The organism is Labilibaculum sp., assembly GCF_041595635.1.
Lineage (GTDB): Bacteria > Bacteroidota > Bacteroidia > Bacteroidales > Marinifilaceae > Labilibaculum.
The window spans coordinates 1-20,874 of sequence record NZ_JBFHJW010000068.1; the positions used below are offsets into that span (position 1 = coordinate 1).

The 20,874-nt window shown below is 39.0% G+C and carries 15 protein-coding genes and 2 riboswitches; of the genes, 7 read left to right on the top strand and 8 right to left on the bottom strand.

What is annotated here, in order from left to right; translation table 11 throughout:
* The 5 genes from ABYT26_RS15085 to ABYT26_RS15105 all read left to right on the top strand — a co-directional run.
* Positions 1-375 (top strand): ketopantoate reductase family protein (locus ABYT26_RS15085; RefSeq protein ID WP_372755371.1); only part of this gene is annotated, 375 nt, incomplete at its 5' end.
* 165 nt (positions 376-540) lie between these two features.
* Positions 541-1,722: an alginate lyase family protein gene (locus ABYT26_RS15090; protein WP_372755373.1), complete on the top strand. Its 1,182-nt coding sequence runs from the start codon at positions 541-543 to the stop codon at positions 1,720-1,722.
* A 309-nt stretch (positions 1,723-2,031) separates the two neighbouring features.
* On the top strand, positions 2,032-2,973 hold the full coding sequence (locus ABYT26_RS15095) for a sensor histidine kinase (RefSeq protein ID WP_372755375.1): 942 nt from the start codon (positions 2,032-2,034) through the stop codon (positions 2,971-2,973).
* Positions 2,970-3,614 (top strand): response regulator, encoded by a 645-nt coding sequence (locus ABYT26_RS15100; RefSeq protein ID WP_372755377.1) that lies wholly within the window; start codon positions 2,970-2,972, stop codon positions 3,612-3,614. The genes ABYT26_RS15095 and ABYT26_RS15100 overlap by 4 nt, the downstream gene beginning before the upstream one ends.
* A gap of 152 nt (positions 3,615-3,766) precedes the next feature.
* Positions 3,767-4,792, top strand: a complete 1,026-nt coding sequence (locus ABYT26_RS15105; protein WP_372755379.1) for an anion permease — start codon at positions 3,767-3,769, stop codon at positions 4,790-4,792.
* 81 nt (positions 4,793-4,873) lie between these two features.
* Here the strand turns inward: ABYT26_RS15105 and ABYT26_RS15110 are convergent, their stop codons facing one another.
* On the bottom strand, positions 4,874-6,934 hold the full coding sequence (locus ABYT26_RS15110) for a TonB-dependent receptor (protein WP_372755381.1): 2,061 nt from the start codon (positions 6,932-6,934) through the stop codon (positions 4,874-4,876).
* Positions 6,935-7,248: 314 nt separating this feature from the next.
* On the opposite strand from ABYT26_RS15110, the gene ABYT26_RS15115 reads away from it, so the two are divergent.
* Positions 7,249-8,082, top strand: a complete 834-nt coding sequence (locus ABYT26_RS15115; protein WP_372755383.1) for a CHAD domain-containing protein — start codon at positions 7,249-7,251, stop codon at positions 8,080-8,082.
* On the opposite strand, the gene ABYT26_RS15120 is transcribed toward ABYT26_RS15115, so the two are convergent.
* Both ABYT26_RS15120 and truA read right to left on the bottom strand, forming a co-directional pair.
* Positions 8,079-10,484, bottom strand: coding sequence for a penicillin-binding protein 1A (locus ABYT26_RS15120; protein WP_372755385.1), 2,406 nt, complete (start codon positions 10,482-10,484; stop codon positions 8,079-8,081). The genes ABYT26_RS15115 and ABYT26_RS15120 overlap by 4 nt on opposite strands.
* Positions 10,485-10,687: 203 nt before the next feature.
* Entirely contained in the window at positions 10,688-11,509 is an 822-nt protein-coding gene (truA, locus tag ABYT26_RS15125; protein WP_372755387.1) for a tRNA pseudouridine(38-40) synthase TruA, read from the bottom strand.
* 201 nt (positions 11,510-11,710) lie between these two features.
* Here truA and ABYT26_RS15130 point away from each other — a divergent pair, with 201 nt between their 5' ends.
* Positions 11,711-13,324, top strand: a complete 1,614-nt coding sequence (locus tag ABYT26_RS15130; protein WP_372755389.1) for a dipeptidase — start codon at positions 11,711-11,713, stop codon at positions 13,322-13,324.
* A gap of 139 nt (positions 13,325-13,463) precedes the next feature.
* Here the strand turns inward: ABYT26_RS15130 and ABYT26_RS15135 are convergent, their stop codons facing one another.
* The 5 genes from ABYT26_RS15135 to ABYT26_RS15155 form a co-directional block, all read right to left on the bottom strand.
* Positions 13,464-15,617 (bottom strand): TonB-dependent receptor, encoded by a 2,154-nt coding sequence (locus tag ABYT26_RS15135; RefSeq protein ID WP_372755391.1) that lies wholly within the window; start codon positions 15,615-15,617, stop codon positions 13,464-13,466.
* 140 nt (positions 15,618-15,757) lie between these two features.
* Positions 15,758-15,964, bottom strand: a riboswitch (cobalamin riboswitch).
* Positions 15,965-16,267: 303 nt separating this feature from the next.
* Positions 16,268-17,302: an ABC transporter ATP-binding protein gene (locus tag ABYT26_RS15140; protein ID WP_372755393.1), complete on the bottom strand. Its 1,035-nt coding sequence runs from the start codon at positions 17,300-17,302 to the stop codon at positions 16,268-16,270.
* Between the two features lie 11 nt (positions 17,303-17,313).
* The gene (locus ABYT26_RS15145; RefSeq protein WP_372755395.1) at positions 17,314-18,369 is read right to left on the bottom strand and encodes an iron chelate uptake ABC transporter family permease subunit; all 1,056 of its coding nucleotides are present in this window, start codon (positions 18,367-18,369) and stop codon (positions 17,314-17,316) included.
* A 7-nt stretch (positions 18,370-18,376) separates the two neighbouring features.
* Positions 18,377-19,555 carry an ABC transporter substrate-binding protein gene (locus ABYT26_RS15150; protein WP_372755397.1) on the bottom strand — a complete coding sequence of 393 codons (1,179 nt, stop codon included), beginning with the start codon at positions 19,553-19,555 and terminating at the stop codon, positions 18,377-18,379.
* A gap of 85 nt (positions 19,556-19,640) precedes the next feature.
* Positions 19,641-19,843, bottom strand: a riboswitch (cobalamin riboswitch).
* A 104-nt stretch (positions 19,844-19,947) separates the two neighbouring features.
* The coding region (locus ABYT26_RS15155; protein ID WP_372755399.1) for a TIM barrel protein at positions 19,948-20,874 on the bottom strand (927 nt) is incomplete at its 5' end.

Genomic DNA, 20,874 nt, shown 5'->3' on the forward strand with positions numbered 1-20,874 from the left:
ATCTGGCAAAAATTCATCCTCATCTGCCTTAGCGGCGTGGGAACCATTGCCAATCAGGGCTATGGCCTGATTCGGAAAACACCCGAATCGAGAAGCATACTGGTTGATATACTAACAGAAGTAAGTCAGGTTGCCAAAGCCAAAAATATCAAGCTGCCCGAGAATATTGTAGAGAAATCCATGTCCATCATCGATTCCTATCCTCCAGAATCTATGTCTTCCCTATCGAAAGACGTACATAGCGGCAAAGCATCCGAGATCGATTACCAAAACGGAACAGTTGTTCGTTTCGGACAGGAACTTGGCATTCCCACACCAGCCAACAAATTCGTTTTGGGCATGGTGAAGCTATTGGAGCAAAAACGGAAAGCCTAAAGCGGAATACAAAGGGCCTCGCTCAGGGGAGGTTCTCTTCTCCTTTGGATCGGCTCAAGCCCGATATCTGAAAGTTAACATCTGTTTTTTAAGTCAAAACAGATGCCTTTTTAAAAATCACCAATCATCGATAATACCTGTAAATCTTTACTTAAATCTTAAATTATGACGCAAAAGAAGTCCTTTGTTTTTATTTTCACCCTACTCCTGATGAGTTTTTACAGCTATGCTCAGGTAAAGGAACCTGCTGTGAATCAGGAGAACTATTTGATTCAAAAAATCAGTCATCCTGGCATCATGCACAATGCAGAGGATCTTGCTTCCATAAAGGCGCATGTGAACAATGGCGATGAGCCCTGGGCCAGTGCCTATCAGAAGATGCTCGATTGGGAAGGATCGCCCCTGAACTGGACTCCAACCCCTTTCGAACATGTGCATCGCGACAGCTATGGAGCCAATCGGCTTGGCGATCCGGAAATTGGCAAGGATGGGGAAGCTGCCTATTGCCATGCTTTGCAATGGGTTGTTACGGGCAACAAGGCACATGCTGAAAAAACAATCGAGATACTGAATGCATGGAGTCGCACCCTAAAAACCATTACCGGCAAGGATGATAATTTGGTAGCCGGCATGATCGCTCAAAAATATTGTAATGCCGCAGAAATCATTCTTCATACCTATAACAACTGGCCCGGGAAAGAAGTCGATCAGTTCAAAGATATGCTGCTCAAGGTCTACTATCCCCTAATCAGCAACTACTACACCAATAGTATGAACTCCAACGGAAACTGGGGACTTTCCATGGTAAATTCGGTGCTGGCAATCGCCGTTTTTTGCGATGACGTAGAACTGTTCAACAATGCCATTGCGCATGTAATGGGCACCAATGTGCAACCCTACTCTACCTTTTCGGGCTATATCGATGCCAAAACCGGTCAGTGTCAGGAAAGCGGAAGAGATCAGGGACATAGCCAAATGGGACTGGGATACCTGGCAGCAATATCTGAGATAGCCTGGAAACAGGGCATTGATTTGTATTCCTACCTCGACAACCGGCTTTTGCATGGCTTTGAGTATTTTGCAAAATACAATTTGGGTGAAGATGTTGAATACTATAATATGTATGGAAAATTTAAGGAGGTAATCTCAGAGAAGAGTCGCGGAAACTATCAACCTATTTTCGAAAGGGTTTACGATCACTACGTTCGGATCAAGCACCTGCAAATGCCTTACACCAAACAGATAGTCGAGCAAATCCGTCCCGAAGGTTTTACCTCTTCCATGACCTCCTGGGGTACTTTAACAGGATATCACGGAGAAGCTTACAATTCGTGTCCTGCAGACTAAGAAAATTCCTGAGTGAAGGAGTCGGCAAACAGACTCCACACTGACTTTGGAATGATTCAGTTCCCCCCTACTGTGTCGGTTTCCCCCATTTTGCGGAAACCGACACAAATCAAAAGAGAGCCTGCCATCGGTCCAGGCAAGCCAATAAATTCTTCGAAACTGAAATAAAGGAACTTCCCTTTTGAATCAGAATGAAATTCCTAACTTCGTAAGAGCATCGGGTGAATCGCAAGCAAAAAGCAGGCCCGCTGACCAAAAATACGACTTTAGACGTAGCCTTTTCAAAGGCAGAATTTATACTCTTGTGTTATGATACTACAGATTGCACTCATCCTATCCGTTTTGCTGCAATTCGGGGCCTTCTTCATTACCATTGGCCTAATTCCGAAGACGCGTTTCAATGTCTCCTGGATCATGATATCCATCGGTTTTTTACTCATGGCTTTGCGCCGATTTGTAGACTTACTTGAACTTTATGCATCAAATCCCGACAAGGAAGCAATGCTCATTTCCCACTGGATGGCTGTAGCGATTTCCCTACTTATGTTCTTTGGAGCCTTCTACATCCGGCGGATTTTTCAGCTGCAAAACGAAATCGATAGGGAAAGAAAAAACAATGAAGCGAGAGTTCTCACTGCTGTGATAAAAACCGAAGAAAAGGAACGCCAGCGCTTTGCTAAAGAACTACACGACGGTTTAGGTCCCGTGCTTTCGAGCATAAAAATGTGCAATTCGGCCCTTTTTGCTTCTGTAAAGAATCAGGAGCATCAGAAAATTGTGGGTAAAACCGATCAGGCCATCGATCAGGCCATCCTCACCATCAAAGAGATCTCCAACAAATTGAGTCCGCACATTTTGGAACGCTACGGCCTCGAGAAAGCCATTAAAACCTTTTTCCAGGAACTGCACATTACCGATCGCTACCAGGTACAAATGAACATTCAGCTCCATAAGAAACGCTTCGACTACAATGTGGAATTGATTCTGTATCGAATCATCGGCGAACTGATCAACAACAGCATCAAGCATGCTTCGGCCTCAGCCATCGACCTATCGCTGGTGCTGCATCCCCAAAAACTACAACTGATGTATGGCGATAATGGCATCGGCTTTGCTCCCGCCATCAGCAGCAGTCAGGGAATGGGACTGTCGAATATCCGTTCCAGAATCAAATCGCTGGATGGAAATATAGAAATCACCAGCAAAAAAAATCAAGGCGTATTTTTCAAAATCGAAATTCCCATCTCATGACAAAAGCGCTAAAAATTGCTCTGGTTGACGATCACGATCTATTTCGTGAAGGATTGTGTTTTCTACTCCATAATCAAGCGAATCAACCCGAAATAAAGGAAGCCAGTAATGGAATAAAATTACTAGAACTACTCCGCAACTGGCAAGCCGACATCATTCTAATGGACATTGAAATGCCCGAAATGAATGGCATAGAAGCCACCCGTGAGGTTCTGAAGACCTATCCCGACACAAAAATCATCGCCCTCTCGATGCATGCCAACGAGAATTACTATTCGGAAATGATTGATGCCGGAGCCAAGGCCTTTCTGCTTAAAAATTCGCATTTCGAGGAGGTGCAGCGAGCCATCTCTGATGTGCAGGCAGGACGCAACTATTTCTCTCCCGAAATCCTGGAAAGCATCGTTCGCAATCTGAATCAGAAAAGCAATCACAAGCTGAAACTCGATCTCACCCAACGAGAAATAGAGGTTCTCTACAATATCTGCAAGGGATATTCAAATCAGGAAATTGCCGATCTTCTTTTTATCAGCAAGCGAACCGTAGATAAGCACCGTGAAAATATTCTGCTAAAAACAGAATCGAAAAATACGGCTGCTTTGGTCATTTATGCCATTAAGCAGCATATCTTCGAATTGTAAAAACAGCAGAAATTAAAATCAAATTTCATTATTTGACTCTGCAAAGCAGATCGCATACGCACAAACACCTAGTGGAAATTACGCTTTTGTGCGCTACTCATTTGAGGAAAGATGGAATATTTTTGGAGAAAACTAATCAAAACCCTTCAATTATGCTTATTCCATTTTTAATTCCCTTTGTTATTGCTATTCTTCTATCTATTAATATGGGTGGAAGTGGAACCGCACCAGCTTTTTCCGCAGCTTACGGCTCTAATGTCCTGAAAAAAAGTGTTATTCCTGGCTTGTTCGGCTTAATGGTATTTATAGGTGCCATTGTTGGCGGAAAAGAAACAGCCAAAACCATCGGAAAAGGTTTACTCGATTCTCAACTAATGAGCTTTTCGGTGGTTTCTGCCATTCTACTTGCTGTAGCCATATCGCTTCTTATAGCCAATTTATTCGGCATACCTCAATCCACCAGTCAGTCTACCGTTTTAGCGGTAACAGCACCCGCACTTTACCTCAAATCGCTCAATACCGATAAACTTTTTTTCGAAATACTCCCTACCTGGTTCATCATGCCCATTTTGGCTTTTGTACTCTCTTTTCTCATCGGAAAATACATTTACAAACCCATCCGGAAGCGAGGATACACCATTTCAAAACAAATAAACGACAGTTATCTGCTCAAAGGACTCATCATCATCATGTCCTTATATGTAGCCTTCTCTATTGGCACCAACAACGTTGCCAATGCTGCTGGTCCGCTATCTTCCATGGCTTGCAACGAACTGAATATTTCGCCCAACAATTACCTTCAGGTGATGATATTGGCAACTCTGATTGTAGCTCCAAGTTTTGCCATTGGCAGCTCTATTTTTGGCGATAAAATTGTGCAAAATACGGGAAAAGAAATTGTGCTTTTTGGAAGAATTGAAGCCGTAATTATCGCTTTTATTTCTGCAAGCTTACTGCTTTGTGCCTCGTTAATAAAAGGAATTCCTACCTCATTAGTACAACTCAATGTAGCAGCAATTATTGGCATAGGAGTCGCCAAATTGGGCTTTCGAAACATCTTCCGAAAAACCGAGGTCGATCGTTTTTTTGTAATGTGGATCATCGCTCCACTAATTTCCTTTTCCTTGGCCTATTTGTTCATCTATTTGCTAAATATAATGGGATTCCTGCATTTATAACCTAAAATTAAAAAGCCACGCAAAAAAAATATCCTGTCACACACACGGTGACAGGATATTTTTCATCAATTAAAGAATACTTTACAAATCTAGATTCACTTTCACACCCACTCTCAGCCATCTGCCAGGCTGGGTAATGTTTCCATAATCATAATATTCTTTATCCAAAATATTCGAAACCTCAGCATATAAAGTATATTTTGGTTTTTCATAGTAAATACGACCATCAACAAGCCAAAATGGTTCATAGGAGGTTTCCTCACCATATTCGCTATTCTCGGTATCGTAGTATACATATCCACCATCACGATCCTGATAAGACACCGTCCAAGAAGCACTCAAATCATTCCAAATTGCATGATCGGTAACAATGCTCAGTTTGTGTTTTAAATTATCGAGAACGTAAAGTGAGATGTAATCATCGGAAGATTTATCAAGACTCAAATAGCCATAACTTACTTTTAAACTTTTTACCGGAAAATCTTTACCGAAATTAAATCGCGGATCCCATTGTGTGGAAAACTCAATTCCGAATGTATTCACTTCGGTTAAATTCTGACTTTGCCATTTATCATCAGCATTCTCTTTTACCCAATCGATTATATTAACACCATGACGATAAAAAACAGATGCATGGGCTCGAAAGGATGGTCTGTCATATTTTAAACCTGTCTCATAAGTAGTCGCTTCTTCAGGATCCAAATCGCTATTCCCTATATTTGTAGTTCCCTCGTAGAAAAGATCTGTAAAAGTAGGCATGCGCAAAGAGTGATTCAGAGAGGCATACCATTTCAGATCTCCTTTTAAGCGATAACTCAAATCTACACCCGGATACAAATTGTATCCTCGTCCCAAATCAGAATTCCAATTGGCCATTACACCAGCCGAAATGGTTAATCGATCTAAATAAACATTGTGCTCTAAAAAATAGCTCATATTTGTACGGCTATAGCTCTTGGTATAGTAGACTCCCGACTCTCCTGGCACAGCAATAGGCTCATCCAAATCCTCACCCAATACATTACTCCAAATATTTTCTGATCGAAATTCTACTCCTGTAGCACTTTTACCCAACGCCCAATTATAGCTGGCATTTAAATTGGTGCCGTAAACATCTGTTAAATGGTAATTATCGGTTTCATACCAAGAAGGAGGATCGCTACGAAAGAGTTCAAAATGATCCTGAAGACGACGCCAGTAAACTACAGGTGTAAATTTCACCTTTCCTTTAGTGCTGTATCGTAAACTGGCAAATGTTGTTTTATTTTCCTCATACTGATTGGGATAAACCGGTGTATAAAAACTATTGGCACCATAACCTTTGGTATTGTAGCCTAACTGAAGATCCAAATCACCCTCCGTAGTAGTAAGTTTTCCCTGATAAAAAAGATTTGTTGCTTTAAAATCGGTATTATCGATATAACCATCGCTAGCCTTTCGGCTTAGGGCAAGGTAAGATTTTAGGGGCCCTGTAAGATAGGTTGCTGCTGCTGAAAGAGAATAAAATCCATTTTCTCCTGTCGTAGCAGTCAATTTGATATTGTTTTTATTTTGGGTGCCTGTAATAAAATTAATAGCTCCACTAAATGCATTGGGACCAAATACTCTAGCTCCTGGTCCTTGAAGAATTTCAACCCGTTCGATACTTTCCAAATCAACTGGAATATTCATGCTTAGGTGACCCGATTGAGGATCGGTTACATTCACCCCATTGAGCAGAATCATGGTTTGATCAAAGCTACCACCTCGAATGCTTACATCGGCTTGCACTCCCATGTTTCCTCTTTGTCGTACATCTACATTTAAAGCATTCTCCAATAAATCCTGCACACTTTGAACGGGAGCTGCATTAATTTCCTCTCTCTCCATCACACTCACCACCCGGGCAAGCTCGGAGTACGTTACAGGTGTTCTCAGTGCACTCACAACCACCTCATCCAATTTCTGATCTTGGTTAACATAGATAGTTTGCTCTTGAGCACTTGTTTTTTCAAAAGTAGCAGTAGTTAAATAAGTTGCCACAAGACAACCAATGGTCACCTCGTGTTTTAAACTTTGAAACACACTAAAGCCTTTACGACCCCACCTTTTGAAACGAGACACCTGATAACGGTTTTGTAATCCGTTACTCAATTGTTTCATTATAACTTTTTAATTAAAAAATAAATACTATTCGTTCTTTCAATCCTTTTTGATCTTAAAAACGAATGACAAAGATAAGTGATTTATATAGCCTCACAAGTACTATTCAATTCATTCGTTCTGTCCCTAAACAATAAAATAAACTCTTACTAACAAATAATAAATCAATAAAAATTTTATAGTAAAACTCGAAACGAAGGTACATAACTTGACAATTCCCTATTTATCTCCTAAAATAAAATGCATGTTTTTATCTTAAACTCATGCTTGTAATTTTCTGATTTTATGTATATTGTATATAAAAAGAAAAAAATATGCAACCAGAAGCAAAAAATATGCAGTCAAAAAAAGGAAATACTCGCCTGAGCTCCTTTTATAAAGAAAGATTTGATTCTTTTCTGACAAACTTAAACTTGTCTAAAAATCTAAATGAGGAGAGCATCCACAAATTACGAGTTGACATTAAAAACATGAGAAGCTTGTTGTTACTAGTTGAAGAAATCAATCTGCAAACTAAACTCGCCACAAAATTAATTAAACAGCTAAGAAGTATATTTAGGAGCACGGGCAAACTTCGGGCTTTACAAGTGTCTAAATCTTTGCTTGCTTCTAGTAATATTTCTATTCCCGAACAAATATCCCTTTTTTTGGAAGAAGAAATAAAAAATCAGTCTAAAAAAGTAAGCATTAATTTTAGCAAATTTAATCTTCCTAAATTCAAAAAGCGGGTTGCTATTTTATATTCCGACTTAGAACAGATAGAGGATTCAGAACTACTGCTTAAAGGTGATCGCATTATCCATGATGAATTGGAAATTGTCAACAAATTATTTAACTCCTCGAAGGGGGAAGAATATCATCATGAGATCAGAAAATTACTAAAAGTAGTTAAAACGCTAGAAAATCTGCTACTTGTTCTCAGTGAAGATGAGAGAAGGAAACAAGCTTTGGAGATTGTCAATACTACAGAAACGAATCTCGGAAACTGGCACGATCACAAATCGCTAGCTGATTTTTTGCTTCGCTTAGAACAAAAACTTTCCGATGCTTCTATTAGCAGAACATTGCGTAACTTAAACAATCAAAACAATAAAGCCAAATTGGAACTAAAAAAGGAAGCAGATAAACACCTTCGAAATCATTTCTAATTTTTACGTTTGAATATGTTTTTTATGGTCTGATAAATTGATTTTTTCTCTGAATCTCTCCTTTCCTTGCGTTCTTTTCTTTCTTTGCGTTTCATGAGTTTATCAGCATCTTGATTTTTAAGCCCAAACAAATTATCAAAGAAATTAGACTCTGGAGGCAAATAGTGAGGAATATTTAATTCTGCTAAAATTTCTTCATCAGGCTTGGTAATCCTTGCATTTGTGTATTGATTAAAGTTCCGGTCTGTTGCTAATTTGTGCATGAATTTTCCATAAATTGGTAAAGCCATACTTGCACCTTGTCCGAGAGCTAAGGAGTTAAAATGAATACGCATATCTTCGGCGCCTACCCAAGCGCCAGCCACTAATTTTGAATTGTAACCAATATACCAGCCATCTGCTTGCAATTGTGTTGTTCCCGTTTTTCCTGCCAACTCTCCCCGTAAACCATAAACCGAACGAAGCGATTTTGCAGTTCCATTGTTCACAACTGCCTCGAGCATATGATTAATAATATCTGCATTTTCAGATGATAACACAAGGCGATTTTCTTCCCGAGACGAAGAAAAATCTACAAGTAAACGGCCCTTATTATCTTCAATTCTTGCGATATAGTATGGATCAATACGTACACCCCTATTTGCTAAAGTAGCATATACCTGAATCATCTCATACAGGGAAATATCCGCAGTTCCCAAGGCCAATGAAGGAACTTGGGGCAAAGAACTTTCTATACCCATTCCCTCGGCCATCACAATGGAATTACCTATTCCCGACTCCAAAAGCACATCAACGGCAATGGTATTTACCGATTCGGCAAGTGCTCCTTCCATACTGTAACTACCTTCGTAAAGGTCATCTGCATTGCGTGGCGCCCAATTATCATATTCTTCGTAAACTTTGCGTTCATTTGGAAAATAATCGTAAGGAGAAAATCCCTCTTCCAATGCAGCAGCATAAACAATGGGTTTAAAAATAGAGCCTACCTGACGTTTAGCTTTAACATGATCGTATTTAAAATGGGCAAAATCAATACCACCTACCCAAGCTTTAATTTTTCCACTATTAGGTTCCATGGCCAGGAAACCAGTATTCAAAAGTTGTACGTAATATTTTAGAGAATCCAGCGGCGACATTTCCACCTCTTTGTCTCCATTCCAAGTGAAAATTTTCATGTTCACCTTTTTACTGAAAATTAGATTAATTTCTTTTTCAGATTTTCCTTTTTCTTTTAGATTTTTATATCGTTCCGACTTTACTTTAGCATCTTGAATTACCTCATCCGTATTCCCCCAAGGAGATTGATTGCCCCAATGTTGCTTGAATAGAGCTTGTAAATTTTTCATATGTTCGGCCACTGCTCGTTCGGCATGCATTTGTATTCTTGAATCAAGTGTAGTCACTATGTGCAAGCCATCACGATAAATATCATAATAACTCCCATCCTCTTTGGGATAATTTTGAAGAATAGCATTGGCTTCAATTCGCACCCTTTCACGAAGGTAAGGAGCCAAACCTGTTTGGTTAGATTGTTTTTGATAATTAATGCGTAAGGAAAGATCCTGCAATTCCTTTACTCGTTGCTCCGATATGAATTTGTATTTCGCCATTTGACTCAAAACAACATTCCTCCTTTGCTTCGATCTCTCGGGATGCAATCTAGGATTGTAAAAAGTAGGAGCCTTAAGCATACCGATAAGTACTGCACATTCATGAGTCTCAAGTTGAGAAACAGATTTACTAAAAAATTGCCGGGATGCACTCTCAATACCAAACACATTTTCGCCAAAGGAAACCGTATTTAAATAGAGTTGCAAAATCTCCTTTTTCGAATAAATTTTTTCGAGTCGCGAAGCGGTTATAGCTTCTTTCATCTTATTCACTGGCATACTAAAAATACCAAAATCTTTACGAGGATATAAGTTTTTTGATAATTGCTGACTTAAGGTACTTCCACCTCCAGAACTTCTGTCTCCTAATACCAATGATTTTACAAGAACACGCAACAAGCTACGCTGATCCACCCCTTGATGCTCATAAAAGCGAACATCTTCAGTAGCAATTAATGCATTTATAGCATCTATAGGGATATCCTTAAAATTTACATTCGTTCTATTTTCAGCATAAATACGTCCCAATACGGCACCATCTTCCGAGTAAATTTCAGAGGCATTTGCATTTTTAATTGTTCTAAGCGTATAGTAGTCTGGTAATTTTCCCCACAAACCAATATAAACACTTCCCAAAAGAACGCCTACAGCCAGTAAGGATAATAGAAAACCAATTCCTAGTAAACGAAACAAATAAGTACGAAAGAAAGTCTTTTTTATCCTCTTTTTTTTACTAATTTCTTTCTTCGATGTTCTTTTTATATTTTTAAAACCTTGATTTTTTTTAGCCATTTTATTCCAATATAATCCCATATTCTTAGTTATAAGAACGCTTTTTTTTCCAAAAGATTATCAATACAATTAACTCCTGGGTAAATTTTAGCCCACAAATGTAAACAATAAATATTTGTTTCTCCCTTGCTTGTAACAGAACGATTTCATTACAAAACAAGTAAATGCGGAACAATTATAATCTTAATTAAAAATATAGTCACTCATAAAACTTGTAATTGCTTAACACCAACAGGAATCCAAGTATGTAGATGTAAAAGAGGACAATAATCGTCGTAGGAGGCTGTTTTCAAAAAAGGATATTGAATTTGAGACAAATACAAGCCTTGAGAATAGGCTATATTTAAAAATTGTTGAGGTATTTTACTTTTAATCATCTCTTCAAACTCATCAACACTCTTATTACCTGTTCCTACCTCAATTAATTCATAAACAAGAATTCGAATCATTCCTCTTAAAAATCGATTGGCTGTAATCTGAAGTCGGAAATTTTCTTTCGAAGCATCGGTAAAAAACTGTATCGAAAAAATATCACAAAGTGTATTGTTGTGATTGTCTGGAGATTTACACAAAGCTCTAAAATCCGAATATTTTAAAAGTAGAGATGCAGCCTCACTCATCATATCAACATTGGGTTTAATATCATAAAATGAACTAATCTTACTTAAAAATGGATTTTTATGGGTATGAATAAAGTAATTATAGGTTCGGGCAGTAGCACTGTGCTGAGCATGATTGTTGGCCTTCACTTCACATACATCATAAACCGAAATATCCGAAGGAAGCATTTTATTCAAAATAAAAAGCTGACGATCGGTCCAAATTTTATTGGAATTGATATGGAAAAAATATTGCGAAGAATGAACACCGGCATCCGTTCTGCCACAACCAATACAAACTACTTTTTCCTTTAATAATTTAGATAATTTATCTTCAATCACCTCCTGAACACTCACAACATTTTTCTGACGCTGCCAACCTCTATAATTACTACCCTTGTAACCAATATGAAAAAAGTACCTCACCCTATTTTCGCTTTTAGAATTATTCCTTGGCAAAGGTATCAATTCATCCGTTCTATTAGAATTATCGGTCCCCAAATCACTTGACTCCCTCTAAATTGTTCCTAAATAACAAAAAAACACTTCAAATAAGCTATATTGTGGCTCATTTGTAAAAATCACGAAAGTGAATTTTTAAAAGTTAACCTTAAAAATAACCACTCCATGAAGAATTTTTTGATTGCAATCTTTGCAATATTTTGTCTGAATTTTCAAGCCTCTGTTGCTCAGTCGGTTTTCGATCAGGTAAACGATCCCTACTTTGGCGAAAGCTGCACCAGCATAATGGTTGGCAAAAAAGCATCCACCGATGGATCTGTAATTACCAGTCATACCTGCGATGGCAAATACAGAACCTGGCTGCAGGTTGAAGAAGCTCAAAAGTTTGATAAAGACACCAGCCTAACGATTTACAAGGGAAAATTAAAAACAGAAACTCCCTGGGATCAACGAAATGTAAAAGCAGTTGGCCAGATTCCACAAGTAAAAGAAACTTTTGCCTACCTAAACACTGCTTACCCTTGCTTAAACGAAAAGCAATTGGCCATTGGCGAAACAACCATTGTGGGTCCCAAAGAACTGGTGAACGAAAATGGAATGTTTCTGATTGAAGAGTTAGAACACCTTGCCCTGGCACGCTGTTCTACGGCTCGCGATGCAATTAAATTAATTGGTAGCCTTATTAAAGAATATGGCTATGGCGATTGGGGAGAATGCATCACCATTGCCGATAAAAAAGAAGTTTGGCAATTGGAGATTTTTGGCGAAGGTCCCGATAAAATTGGTGGCGTTTGGGCTGCACAACGCATTCCTGATAATCATGTTGCTGTATCGGCTAATATTTCAAGAATCGGAATCATCGATAAAAAAGACAGCGACCACTTTATGTATTCCGATAATGTGTTTTCGGTAGCAAAAGCACTAAATCGTTGGGATGGTAAGGAAGAGTTTAAATTTTGGAAAGCTTACGGAAAGGTTAAAAAGCCTTTTAAAATTCGTGAATTTTTTATTCTGAATACCCTTGCTCCTTCCCTGCACTTAGATTTTGAAGCGGATGAATTGCCTTTTTCGGTTCAACCGGATCAGAAAGTTTCTGTACGAGACGTAATTGCGCTCTACCGAGAAACCTACGAAGGTACAAAATATGACATGACACAAAATCTAAAAGTCATTAAGAAAAAGCTGAACGAAAATAAGGAAGAAATAGGTGTTGATACGCTAATGGCAGCCAATGCGCATCCTTGGCCAAACAAAGACAATCGCGCACTTTACAATTCGTTAAAAGAGGGAGCCGTTGAATACCAAAGAACGGTGGCTGTTTCCTGGTGTTCCTACTCGCATATTATTCAGTTAAGAGATTGGTTGCCCGATGAAATTGGTGGTCGCGCCTGGTTCTCTTTCGATAATCCGGGACAGAGTCCACGAATCCCAATTTACTCAGGAACAAGCCAATTACCCGAGAACTTTCAGTACTGCGGACAAAAGCGTTACCGCGATGATGCCGCTATTTGGCAGTATCGAAAAGCCAATAAATTAGCAACTTTACAATGGCAAACAACTCGCAAAGGAATGATGGAAGAAGTAGCCTATTTCGAACAAAAAGGCTTCGATGATGCCGAGGTGATCGAAACTAAAGTTCAAGAGCTACTGAAGGAAGGAAAAGAACAAGAAGCGAAAGTTTTGCTCAATAAATTTACCCGCGATTTTACAGGAGCTACCATGCTTCGATGGAAAGAGCTGGAAAATAGCTACTGGAGTAAATTCGGTACAGGATTTTAAGGACAAAACAATTAAAAAACACAAAACGGGCTGAATCGAACATTCAACCCGTTTTTTTTATGCGCTCACAAATCACACAGCACAAAAAAAGGATGTTCGACCTTCGAACATCCTCTTCTATATTGTAAACAATCAGCACTTAAAATGTATAGCCAACTTTCGCCATAATCATTCTTCCCGGCATGTTGTAACCATCTTTTTCTGTGTAATTCTCATCGAAAAGATTAGAAACTGTAAGGCCAACTTTGTAATTTTTGTTGAACGCATAACTTGCACTATAATCGAACACGTAGTACACTGGGTGACGCAATACATCCTCATTAATTAGATCGGCTCTTACCTCTTCGCCATTATAAGTAATAGCTGCACGACTCACCGTTGGCCAATTAGAATAATCAGCAGAATACATGTAATTGTCTTCGTAACGATGTCCGATATAACGACCATTTAAACGAGTATAAAAACCTTTTAAATTATCGAATTCAACTCCAAAAGAAGCATTATTATCTCTCACGTAATTCATTTGAGATTTTAAGTAACTACCATCGTATTGTTCTGTTTCCACAGTTGCATCAAAAAGATGAGTATAGTTCACATAAACACGAAGAGAGTAATCGTAATCCGAATTAGCTCCAAAATCGTAGGAAGCAACTACTTCCAAACCATTCATATCCGCTTTATCAGCGTTTATATAGGAAGTATTGTAATCTTCATCGTAGGAACTTACAATTTTATCTTTATGGTGTGTATCGAAATAGGTAATATCGAAGTTGATTCCTTTTTTGAAATTTTGGAAAGCAAATCCTGCATCCCAGGTATTCGATTTTTCAGGATCCAAGTCAGGATTTCCAACCGTAGTTCCATAAGCAGTTGTATATTGACCTGCTACCTGAAAAGCACTAGGAGCTAAAAAAGCATCTCCCCAACTTGAGTGAGCAGAAAAACCTGCACCTAACTCATATTTCAAGCCTAAATTCTTTGTGAAAACCCAGTAATCTTCATCACTGGCATCGTTACCCAAAAACTCATTCTCTTCAATTTTAAACTTCACATGATCGCCACGAGCCCCAACAGAAGCATTCAATTTTCCGTCAAAAAAGTTCAATTGCAATTGTGAATAAACGCCAGTAGCAATATTTTGATAATCTGGCTGGAAAGGAGATTCTAAACTACCTGTTGTAGTATAATTCAAACTCTCATAATCTTCTGTATCGTTATCAATTCCTACAGCTAAAATATGATCATCCAACTGAATGGCATCGCTCAATTGAAAACCATAGTTTTTATAAGTATACTCAGTGTCACCATAAGAATCCTGATCCACATCGTAGTTATTTTCTTTCTGACGTGAATAGTAAGGCGATAAAGTAAAGGTATGAGCACCCTCTTTTCCCTGAAGATCGAAACCTGTTGTATATCTTTCTAGATCTTTGTTATCCATTCCATAAACATGCCAGAAAGAACCAGGCGTTTCCACATCATTACCCTTAAAATAGGAACCGTTTAGATTCAAATTCCATTTTTCAGAGAAATTAATTCCCAAGCGACCGTTCACATTATGCTTCTCGAATTTGGTATTCTCCATTCGTTCGCCATAGGTTGTAGGGTCTAATATTGTTTCAGCATAATCCTCGTCGTACAGGTTATTATCACCAACACGATAATCTTCGCCCTGATTGTGGAAAGCATAGGAAAAATCAAAATTTAATTTTTCAGAGATAGCTCCCCCTAAGCTAACATTCGCGCGTGAAGTTTGAAAGCTGCCATATTGCATGCTCACCGAACCGCCCAACTCGCCTTTGTTTTCTTTGGTAACGATATTCACCACACCACCCATGGCATCGGAACCGTACTGTGCAGAAAAAGGTCCTTTCAAAATCTCGACTCTCTCCACATTCTCCAGATCGATACTAGCAATATTTTGAGTTCCTGCAGGTTTTCCGTTGATTAAAATAACTGTATACTTACTAGATGTTGATGCCGCAAAACCGCGAATTCCAATTCCAGCATTGATACCCGGATATTGCAGAATATCAACAGCACTATTTCCTTTCAGAAGATCGGCCATATTCACTGCCGAAGTCGATTCAATCACTCGTTTCGAAATTACATCCACCTTTTGAGGCAGATCTTTCATTTTAGCATTCACACGGGATGCATTCACTTCTACTTCTGATAAATTCAGATGTTTCACTGCAAGTGTATCATTAGCAGTTTTTGGATTTTCTTCAGCTTTCAAACTAGCAGTGCTAAGTGAGCACAAGACTAAAGCCGATACAATAAATTTTTTCATAATAAAAAATACAGTAATAATTAATTAGTTTAATGTATTACCATCAGGGAGCAGAAAAAAGAAGAGTTTCATTTTAAGATATGGTTCCTTACACCATTCTTTTGCATTCTTTTGTCCGTTGCTCTTTTACCCGAAAGCAGTGACTATAAGTTTGCATTGGCAGGTCTTCTGACTTGCTCAACTTTTTCCGCCTTCCCATCCTAAAATATCAGAACAGTGGCATAGCAGTGAAAAAGCTTTTTTTTGAGCTTACAGCTACGGGAATAGTTCCGGATTCTCACCGAATTCCCTTTTCATCTCTCATCTGAAAAAACAGATATTCGAGAACCAATTGCAGTGCAAATGTATAAAAAAAACCCAATCAGAAATCAAAAAATCCTTATTTAGAAAGAATACCATAAACCACTACCTATCAAGATGTAATGATTAGAAAACAACATCTGCAAGGGGAAAATCAAAGTAGAATCCACACGAAATATCAGTCCATACTTTCCTCTTGTGTGAAAATTTTAAAAGATAAACCAATAAGAATAGTTCACAAAATCCACCCATTTTACATGTTGGGTATAATATCTTGAATGGCATCAATAAGCAAGAAAATAGAAAGCCAATCTTTCGATGATTTCAGCTAAAAAACAGGGAAGGCAGAATTAATCTGTAGGGAAAGAAGTTCGAAGATAAACCAGCAATTCCTCTATGCTTTTACAGAGAAGAACTCCTCCATTTTTGTGAACTTCCCATTCCATGCTATCTTCCAGTAAGCGAACCGAGCAATTGCCTTCTTCCTCGCAGGTTACCTGGTAGCCTTCACGAGATAAAGCTCTCTGTGTCCAAAAGCCCATTACATCATTACCCAAAAGCTGAATAGTCTGTTTCTTTTGGTAATTCATGATAAAATTTCCTGTTCTCCGATCGAAATTGAAAGATTTATTGTGAAAAGTCTCCTCGATACTCCCATTCAAAACCAAATCTTCCGGCGCACCTACTTTTACTTCCTGGTGCAAAGCCATCAGCCAAATTACATCGGCAGCCTGAAGGGCCAAATCCAATTCGTGAGTAGAGAGTAAGATAGCTTTATTGGTTTCTCGTGCCAAACGGTGCAACAAACGCATAATTTCAACCCGATTGGGCAAATCCAAATGAGCCGTTGGTTCATCGAGCATAATAAGTGGAGTATCCTGAGCCAAAGCCTTTGCAATCATCACCCGCTGTCGTTCTCCATCGCTCAGCTGATTGATGAAATGATTGGCATAATGCATCAGGCCAACTTGCTCCAAAGCCCATTTTATCTTGTCATTATCCTCTTCCGACAAACGCCCCATCCACGACGTATAAGGATGACGACCCAAAGAAACGATATGGTAAACCGTTAAATTCCCTACATCAATTCTTTCGGTTAGAACAATACTCAGTAGCTGAGCAATCTCTTTGTAATTCCGATCGCGAATAGGAATACCTTCCACCAAGGTCCTTCCACCTAAAGGGACTTGAATTCCGGCAATGGTACGCATCAAAGTCGATTTTCCAGCTCCATTGGGTCCCAACAAACAAACCATTTCTCCCCGCTTAATCCTCAGGTTGATATTCGAAAGCAAACACAAACTATCCTTTTTCCCTTGCTTGTATCCAATGGAAAGATCCTTTGTCACCAATATATCTTGCTCTGTGTTTTTTATATCGCTCATAAATTTCCCCCTTAGCCTGCAAAGGAAGCCTTCACATTTCTACTTCGCATGATTACCCAAATTACTACCGGACCGCCAAATAAAGCAGTCACCGAATTAATGGGTAAGGTATTTTGATTGCCTGGAACCTGTGAAATAATATCACAGGAAAGCATGATTGCTGCACCAATAAGAACCACCGCTGGCATGAGTATCCGATGACTTGCTGTACGAAAAATAGCACGTGCGATATGAGGCACGGCAACTCCCACAAAAGCAATGGGACCCGTAAATGCGGTTAAGGTTCCCGCAATTAATGCGGTACTAATAATCACTGCAATTCGAGTTCGGTTGACCGATATTCCCACACCACGGGCATAATTTTCGCCTAGTAAAAGAGCATCTAGCGGTTTTATCAGAAAAAAAGCGATGAACAATCCACAAAAAACAATGGGTGCCATTACGCGCATTTCGGTCCAGCTTACCCCTGCCAAACTTCCAAAAGTCCAGACAATAAAACTCTGAATTTGTTCTGGATCACTAAAATATTGCAAGATATTAACCACTGCCCCTGTTATGCTTCCAAACATGATTCCAATAATCAGTAAAGAAACACTATCGCTAATGCGAATGGAAGCAAGAGCCACCAGCATAAAAACCAGGGAAGCACCCACCACAGCAGAAACCACCAAAGCCCAATTGCCCAGGAAGGAAGCAATTGCTCCAAAAGCGACCGGCATAATCGCCGAGGCCATCACTATTAAAGCAACACCCAAACTCGCTCCCGAACTAATTCCCAAAACATAGGGACCAGCCAAAGGGTTTCGAAAAAGGGTCTGCATCATTAAACCACTTACCGAAAGCCCTGCTCCCACACAAATGGCGGTAATAGCTTTGGGCAAACGAAAGTTCAGCACAATATAATTCCAGGAATTCTTTACATCGCTGCCCGAAAGAATAGCAAATACCTTTTTAAAAGGAATGCTCACGCTTCCAAAAATCAAATCGAGTAAAAACACGCCACCAATTAATAGCAACAGTATTCCAAATAGAAACGAAAATAATCCTCCACTTTTCTTCAACAGCATAGTAGTCTTATTTCAATTGTTGATAGTAATACAATTCATAATCAGGTAACAATTCTGGATGTAGAATTTTAATCACATCTTTAAACACGATATCGGGCTGCATCACTCCGGATTCAAACCAATCATTCGCTCCTCTATCCTTCATTCGTTTAGTAGAACAGAACACTTTTCCTGTTTTATACGGTTTAAATAGGCTGTATCGCTCATCTAATGCTTTCAGATCCTCTAAACTTCGAGCCTGTCCGGGGCCAAACCAGATATCCGAATCACCTTGCTTATCGAAAACCACTTCGAAACTTAGCGGTTTACTTCCACTTGTACTATCCGAAAACCAAAAATAATCCGCCTTGCCATCTCTCAGAAACTGCGCCAAATAACTCTGTCCGCCCGGCATATACCAGGTTCCTTTAAAATTATAACCCGCCATAACATTCGGCTTACTTTCCACCTCTAGCAGTAAAGATTTAAGATCCTTGTACTTCTGATCCAATTCCTGGAAAAGAAAATCAGCTCGCTCCTCCTTATTAAAAAAGGCAGCAATAAATTTCGCCCACTCGGCTCTGGCCAATGGTGATGACTCCATCCACTCTATATTATAAGCAACCGGCAAACCTGCGTTCATCAGTTTTGTTTCCCTTTCGGTGATTTTCATAAAGCCTGCCACCATCACCAATTCCGGACTGATATCAACAATTTTCTCAAAATTTAAACTCTCCGAATGACCTACTCCTTGAATATGACCCTCCTGAACTTTTTTGTTGAGTTCCTCATTATAAATTCTATCGGGTAAGGAAACAGCCACAATACAATCCTGCACTCCCAGGAAGGAAAGAATTCCTATTTGTGTACTCGAAAGGGCAGCAATGCTTCTAATGGGTACTTCCACCAATAAACCATCGGTTGGAACTTCACCTTCTACTTTGCTTCCTCTATTTTTAAGATAATACTTCTGAAATATTTCACCCGAATTCCAAGGATCCCAAACAATGACCTGTTTCAAACCATTATCGAGAATTTTAATTTCGAAACCATCGGCATATTTTAACTGACTAGGATAGTAAAAGGCCAAATCCTGAGGAGAGTCAGCAATTGACTCTTTCTTTTTTTGTTGACCAGATTGACAAGCAAAGCTCCCAAGCATGAGCAAAAGGAGTAGGCTTTGATAGATAGGCTTTACAAATTTCATTTCATCCACAAAAATTGCGGGGATGGTATACGATAAAATACAATTGCAACAATTATACCTTCGTTACTCAGTTCCCCGAAGTTACGAAACAGTTATTTTACTAGGCAGGTCTTCTGGCTTTGCCTTTCCAACGCCTTCCCAAATAATATCACAATCATCTAGTGGCTATTTTGTCGGAGTTCAATAACATACATATTGAAGGCTTACAGCTGCGGGGACAGCTCCGGTATTACACCGGATTCCCATTTTAATTCTCAAAAGCGAGAAACCTATTTTCTGCAAAGCTATGGAATATTTCGGGAAAAGAAGCAATTTTAAAAAAGCAATCCTTAATATCAAGAAGCTTTTACAAGGTCTAAATCCCAGAAACAAGTACAATAAGGCAAACTTTCCTATCTCAAAATATTTAATTGCTGATCTAATTTCTCGGAATATTCTTCCATACTTTTTGTAATGAATTCGTGAACTACTACATCAGGAGCAAGCTCGTTAATAATCTCCTTTACTCGTGCTGTTTGAAAAGGCAAATGCTGATCAATTTGTAAGACATGCGTCCTTGCACTACTATATTTCTCACTAAAACTCATACTATCCCAATCCAAAGGCACGCCCTTCATCACCTGTTTGCTTTGATACTCACCCGATAGGCTCAGGTTTAAATGCAGACTTTTTATTTTATTCCGCGCATCTTTAGATAGTCTAGAAATTCGATCCAAAACAAAATCGATGGCTTCATCTTCACAACGCAAATTAATGTTGGTGTTCATTAAATGTCCGGTATCTAAAATGAAATTCCAATTGCTAAACTCAATACGTGAAGCAAAATCATCTACTTCGGCCGGAAACAGAAAATCGAGTCCTGGCCACCATAAATTTTCAATTGCCACAGTAATAGGAGGTTCTCCATTCTCAAATTCCTGTGCAGTTCGGTTCAGAAGTTCAGCAAAACAATTAAGCACCTCGCTACTTTTATATGTAAAATCACGTGTAAATGCATGTTCGAGTTCTACATGAGCAGCATGTACTACCGCATGAGCAGCTTGAAAGTGAGCGGCATGTTCCCACAGCTTTTTTTGGGTAGCAATCATTTCAATGGCATTTTTTCCCCCACAGGTAAATTGCAAATGCTCGGCGGAAGAATTGGGAAAATATGATTTTGCTGCCTCCTCCCCGTTTCGCCACACTTCTAACCAAGTAACCCAGAAAGGCAAATGCACGCTTTTCACCAATTCCATAGGTATGTTCCCTGAAGGAGTATCATAACCGATTAGTAATTCGATACCTTCTATTTTTTTCTCAGCAATAAAATCTTTCAATCC

What these genes read in the sequence shown, in the direction of transcription:
- ABYT26_RS15110 (WP_372755381.1), bottom strand. Translation starts at nt 6,934, where the DNA reads ATGAAACAATTGAGTAACGGATTACAAAACCGTTATCAGGTGTCTCGT.
- ABYT26_RS15150 (WP_372755397.1), bottom strand. Translation starts at nt 19,555, where the DNA reads ATGAAATTTGTAAAGCCTATCTATCAAAGCCTACTCCTTTTGCTCATG.
- ABYT26_RS15100 (WP_372755377.1), top strand. Translation starts at nt 2,970, where the DNA reads ATGACAAAAGCGCTAAAAATTGCTCTGGTTGACGATCACGATCTATTT.
- ABYT26_RS15090 (WP_372755373.1), top strand. Translation starts at nt 541, where the DNA reads ATGACGCAAAAGAAGTCCTTTGTTTTTATTTTCACCCTACTCCTGATG.
- ABYT26_RS15135 (WP_372755391.1), bottom strand. Translation starts at nt 15,617, where the DNA reads ATGAAAAAATTTATTGTATCGGCTTTAGTCTTGTGCTCACTTAGCACT.
- ABYT26_RS15140 (WP_372755393.1), bottom strand. Translation starts at nt 17,302, where the DNA reads ATGAGCGATATAAAAAACACAGAGCAAGATATATTGGTGACAAAGGAT.
- ABYT26_RS15115 (WP_372755383.1), top strand. Translation starts at nt 7,249, where the DNA reads ATGCAACCAGAAGCAAAAAATATGCAGTCAAAAAAAGGAAATACTCGC.
- ABYT26_RS15120 (WP_372755385.1), bottom strand. Translation starts at nt 10,484, where the DNA reads ATGGCTAAAAAAAATCAAGGTTTTAAAAATATAAAAAGAACATCGAAG.
- ABYT26_RS15105 (WP_372755379.1), top strand. Translation starts at nt 3,767, where the DNA reads ATGCTTATTCCATTTTTAATTCCCTTTGTTATTGCTATTCTTCTATCT.
- ABYT26_RS15095 (WP_372755375.1), top strand. Translation starts at nt 2,032, where the DNA reads ATGATACTACAGATTGCACTCATCCTATCCGTTTTGCTGCAATTCGGG.
- ABYT26_RS15130 (WP_372755389.1), top strand. Translation starts at nt 11,711, where the DNA reads ATGAAGAATTTTTTGATTGCAATCTTTGCAATATTTTGTCTGAATTTT.
- ABYT26_RS15145 (WP_372755395.1), bottom strand. Translation starts at nt 18,369, where the DNA reads ATGCTGTTGAAGAAAAGTGGAGGATTATTTTCGTTTCTATTTGGAATA.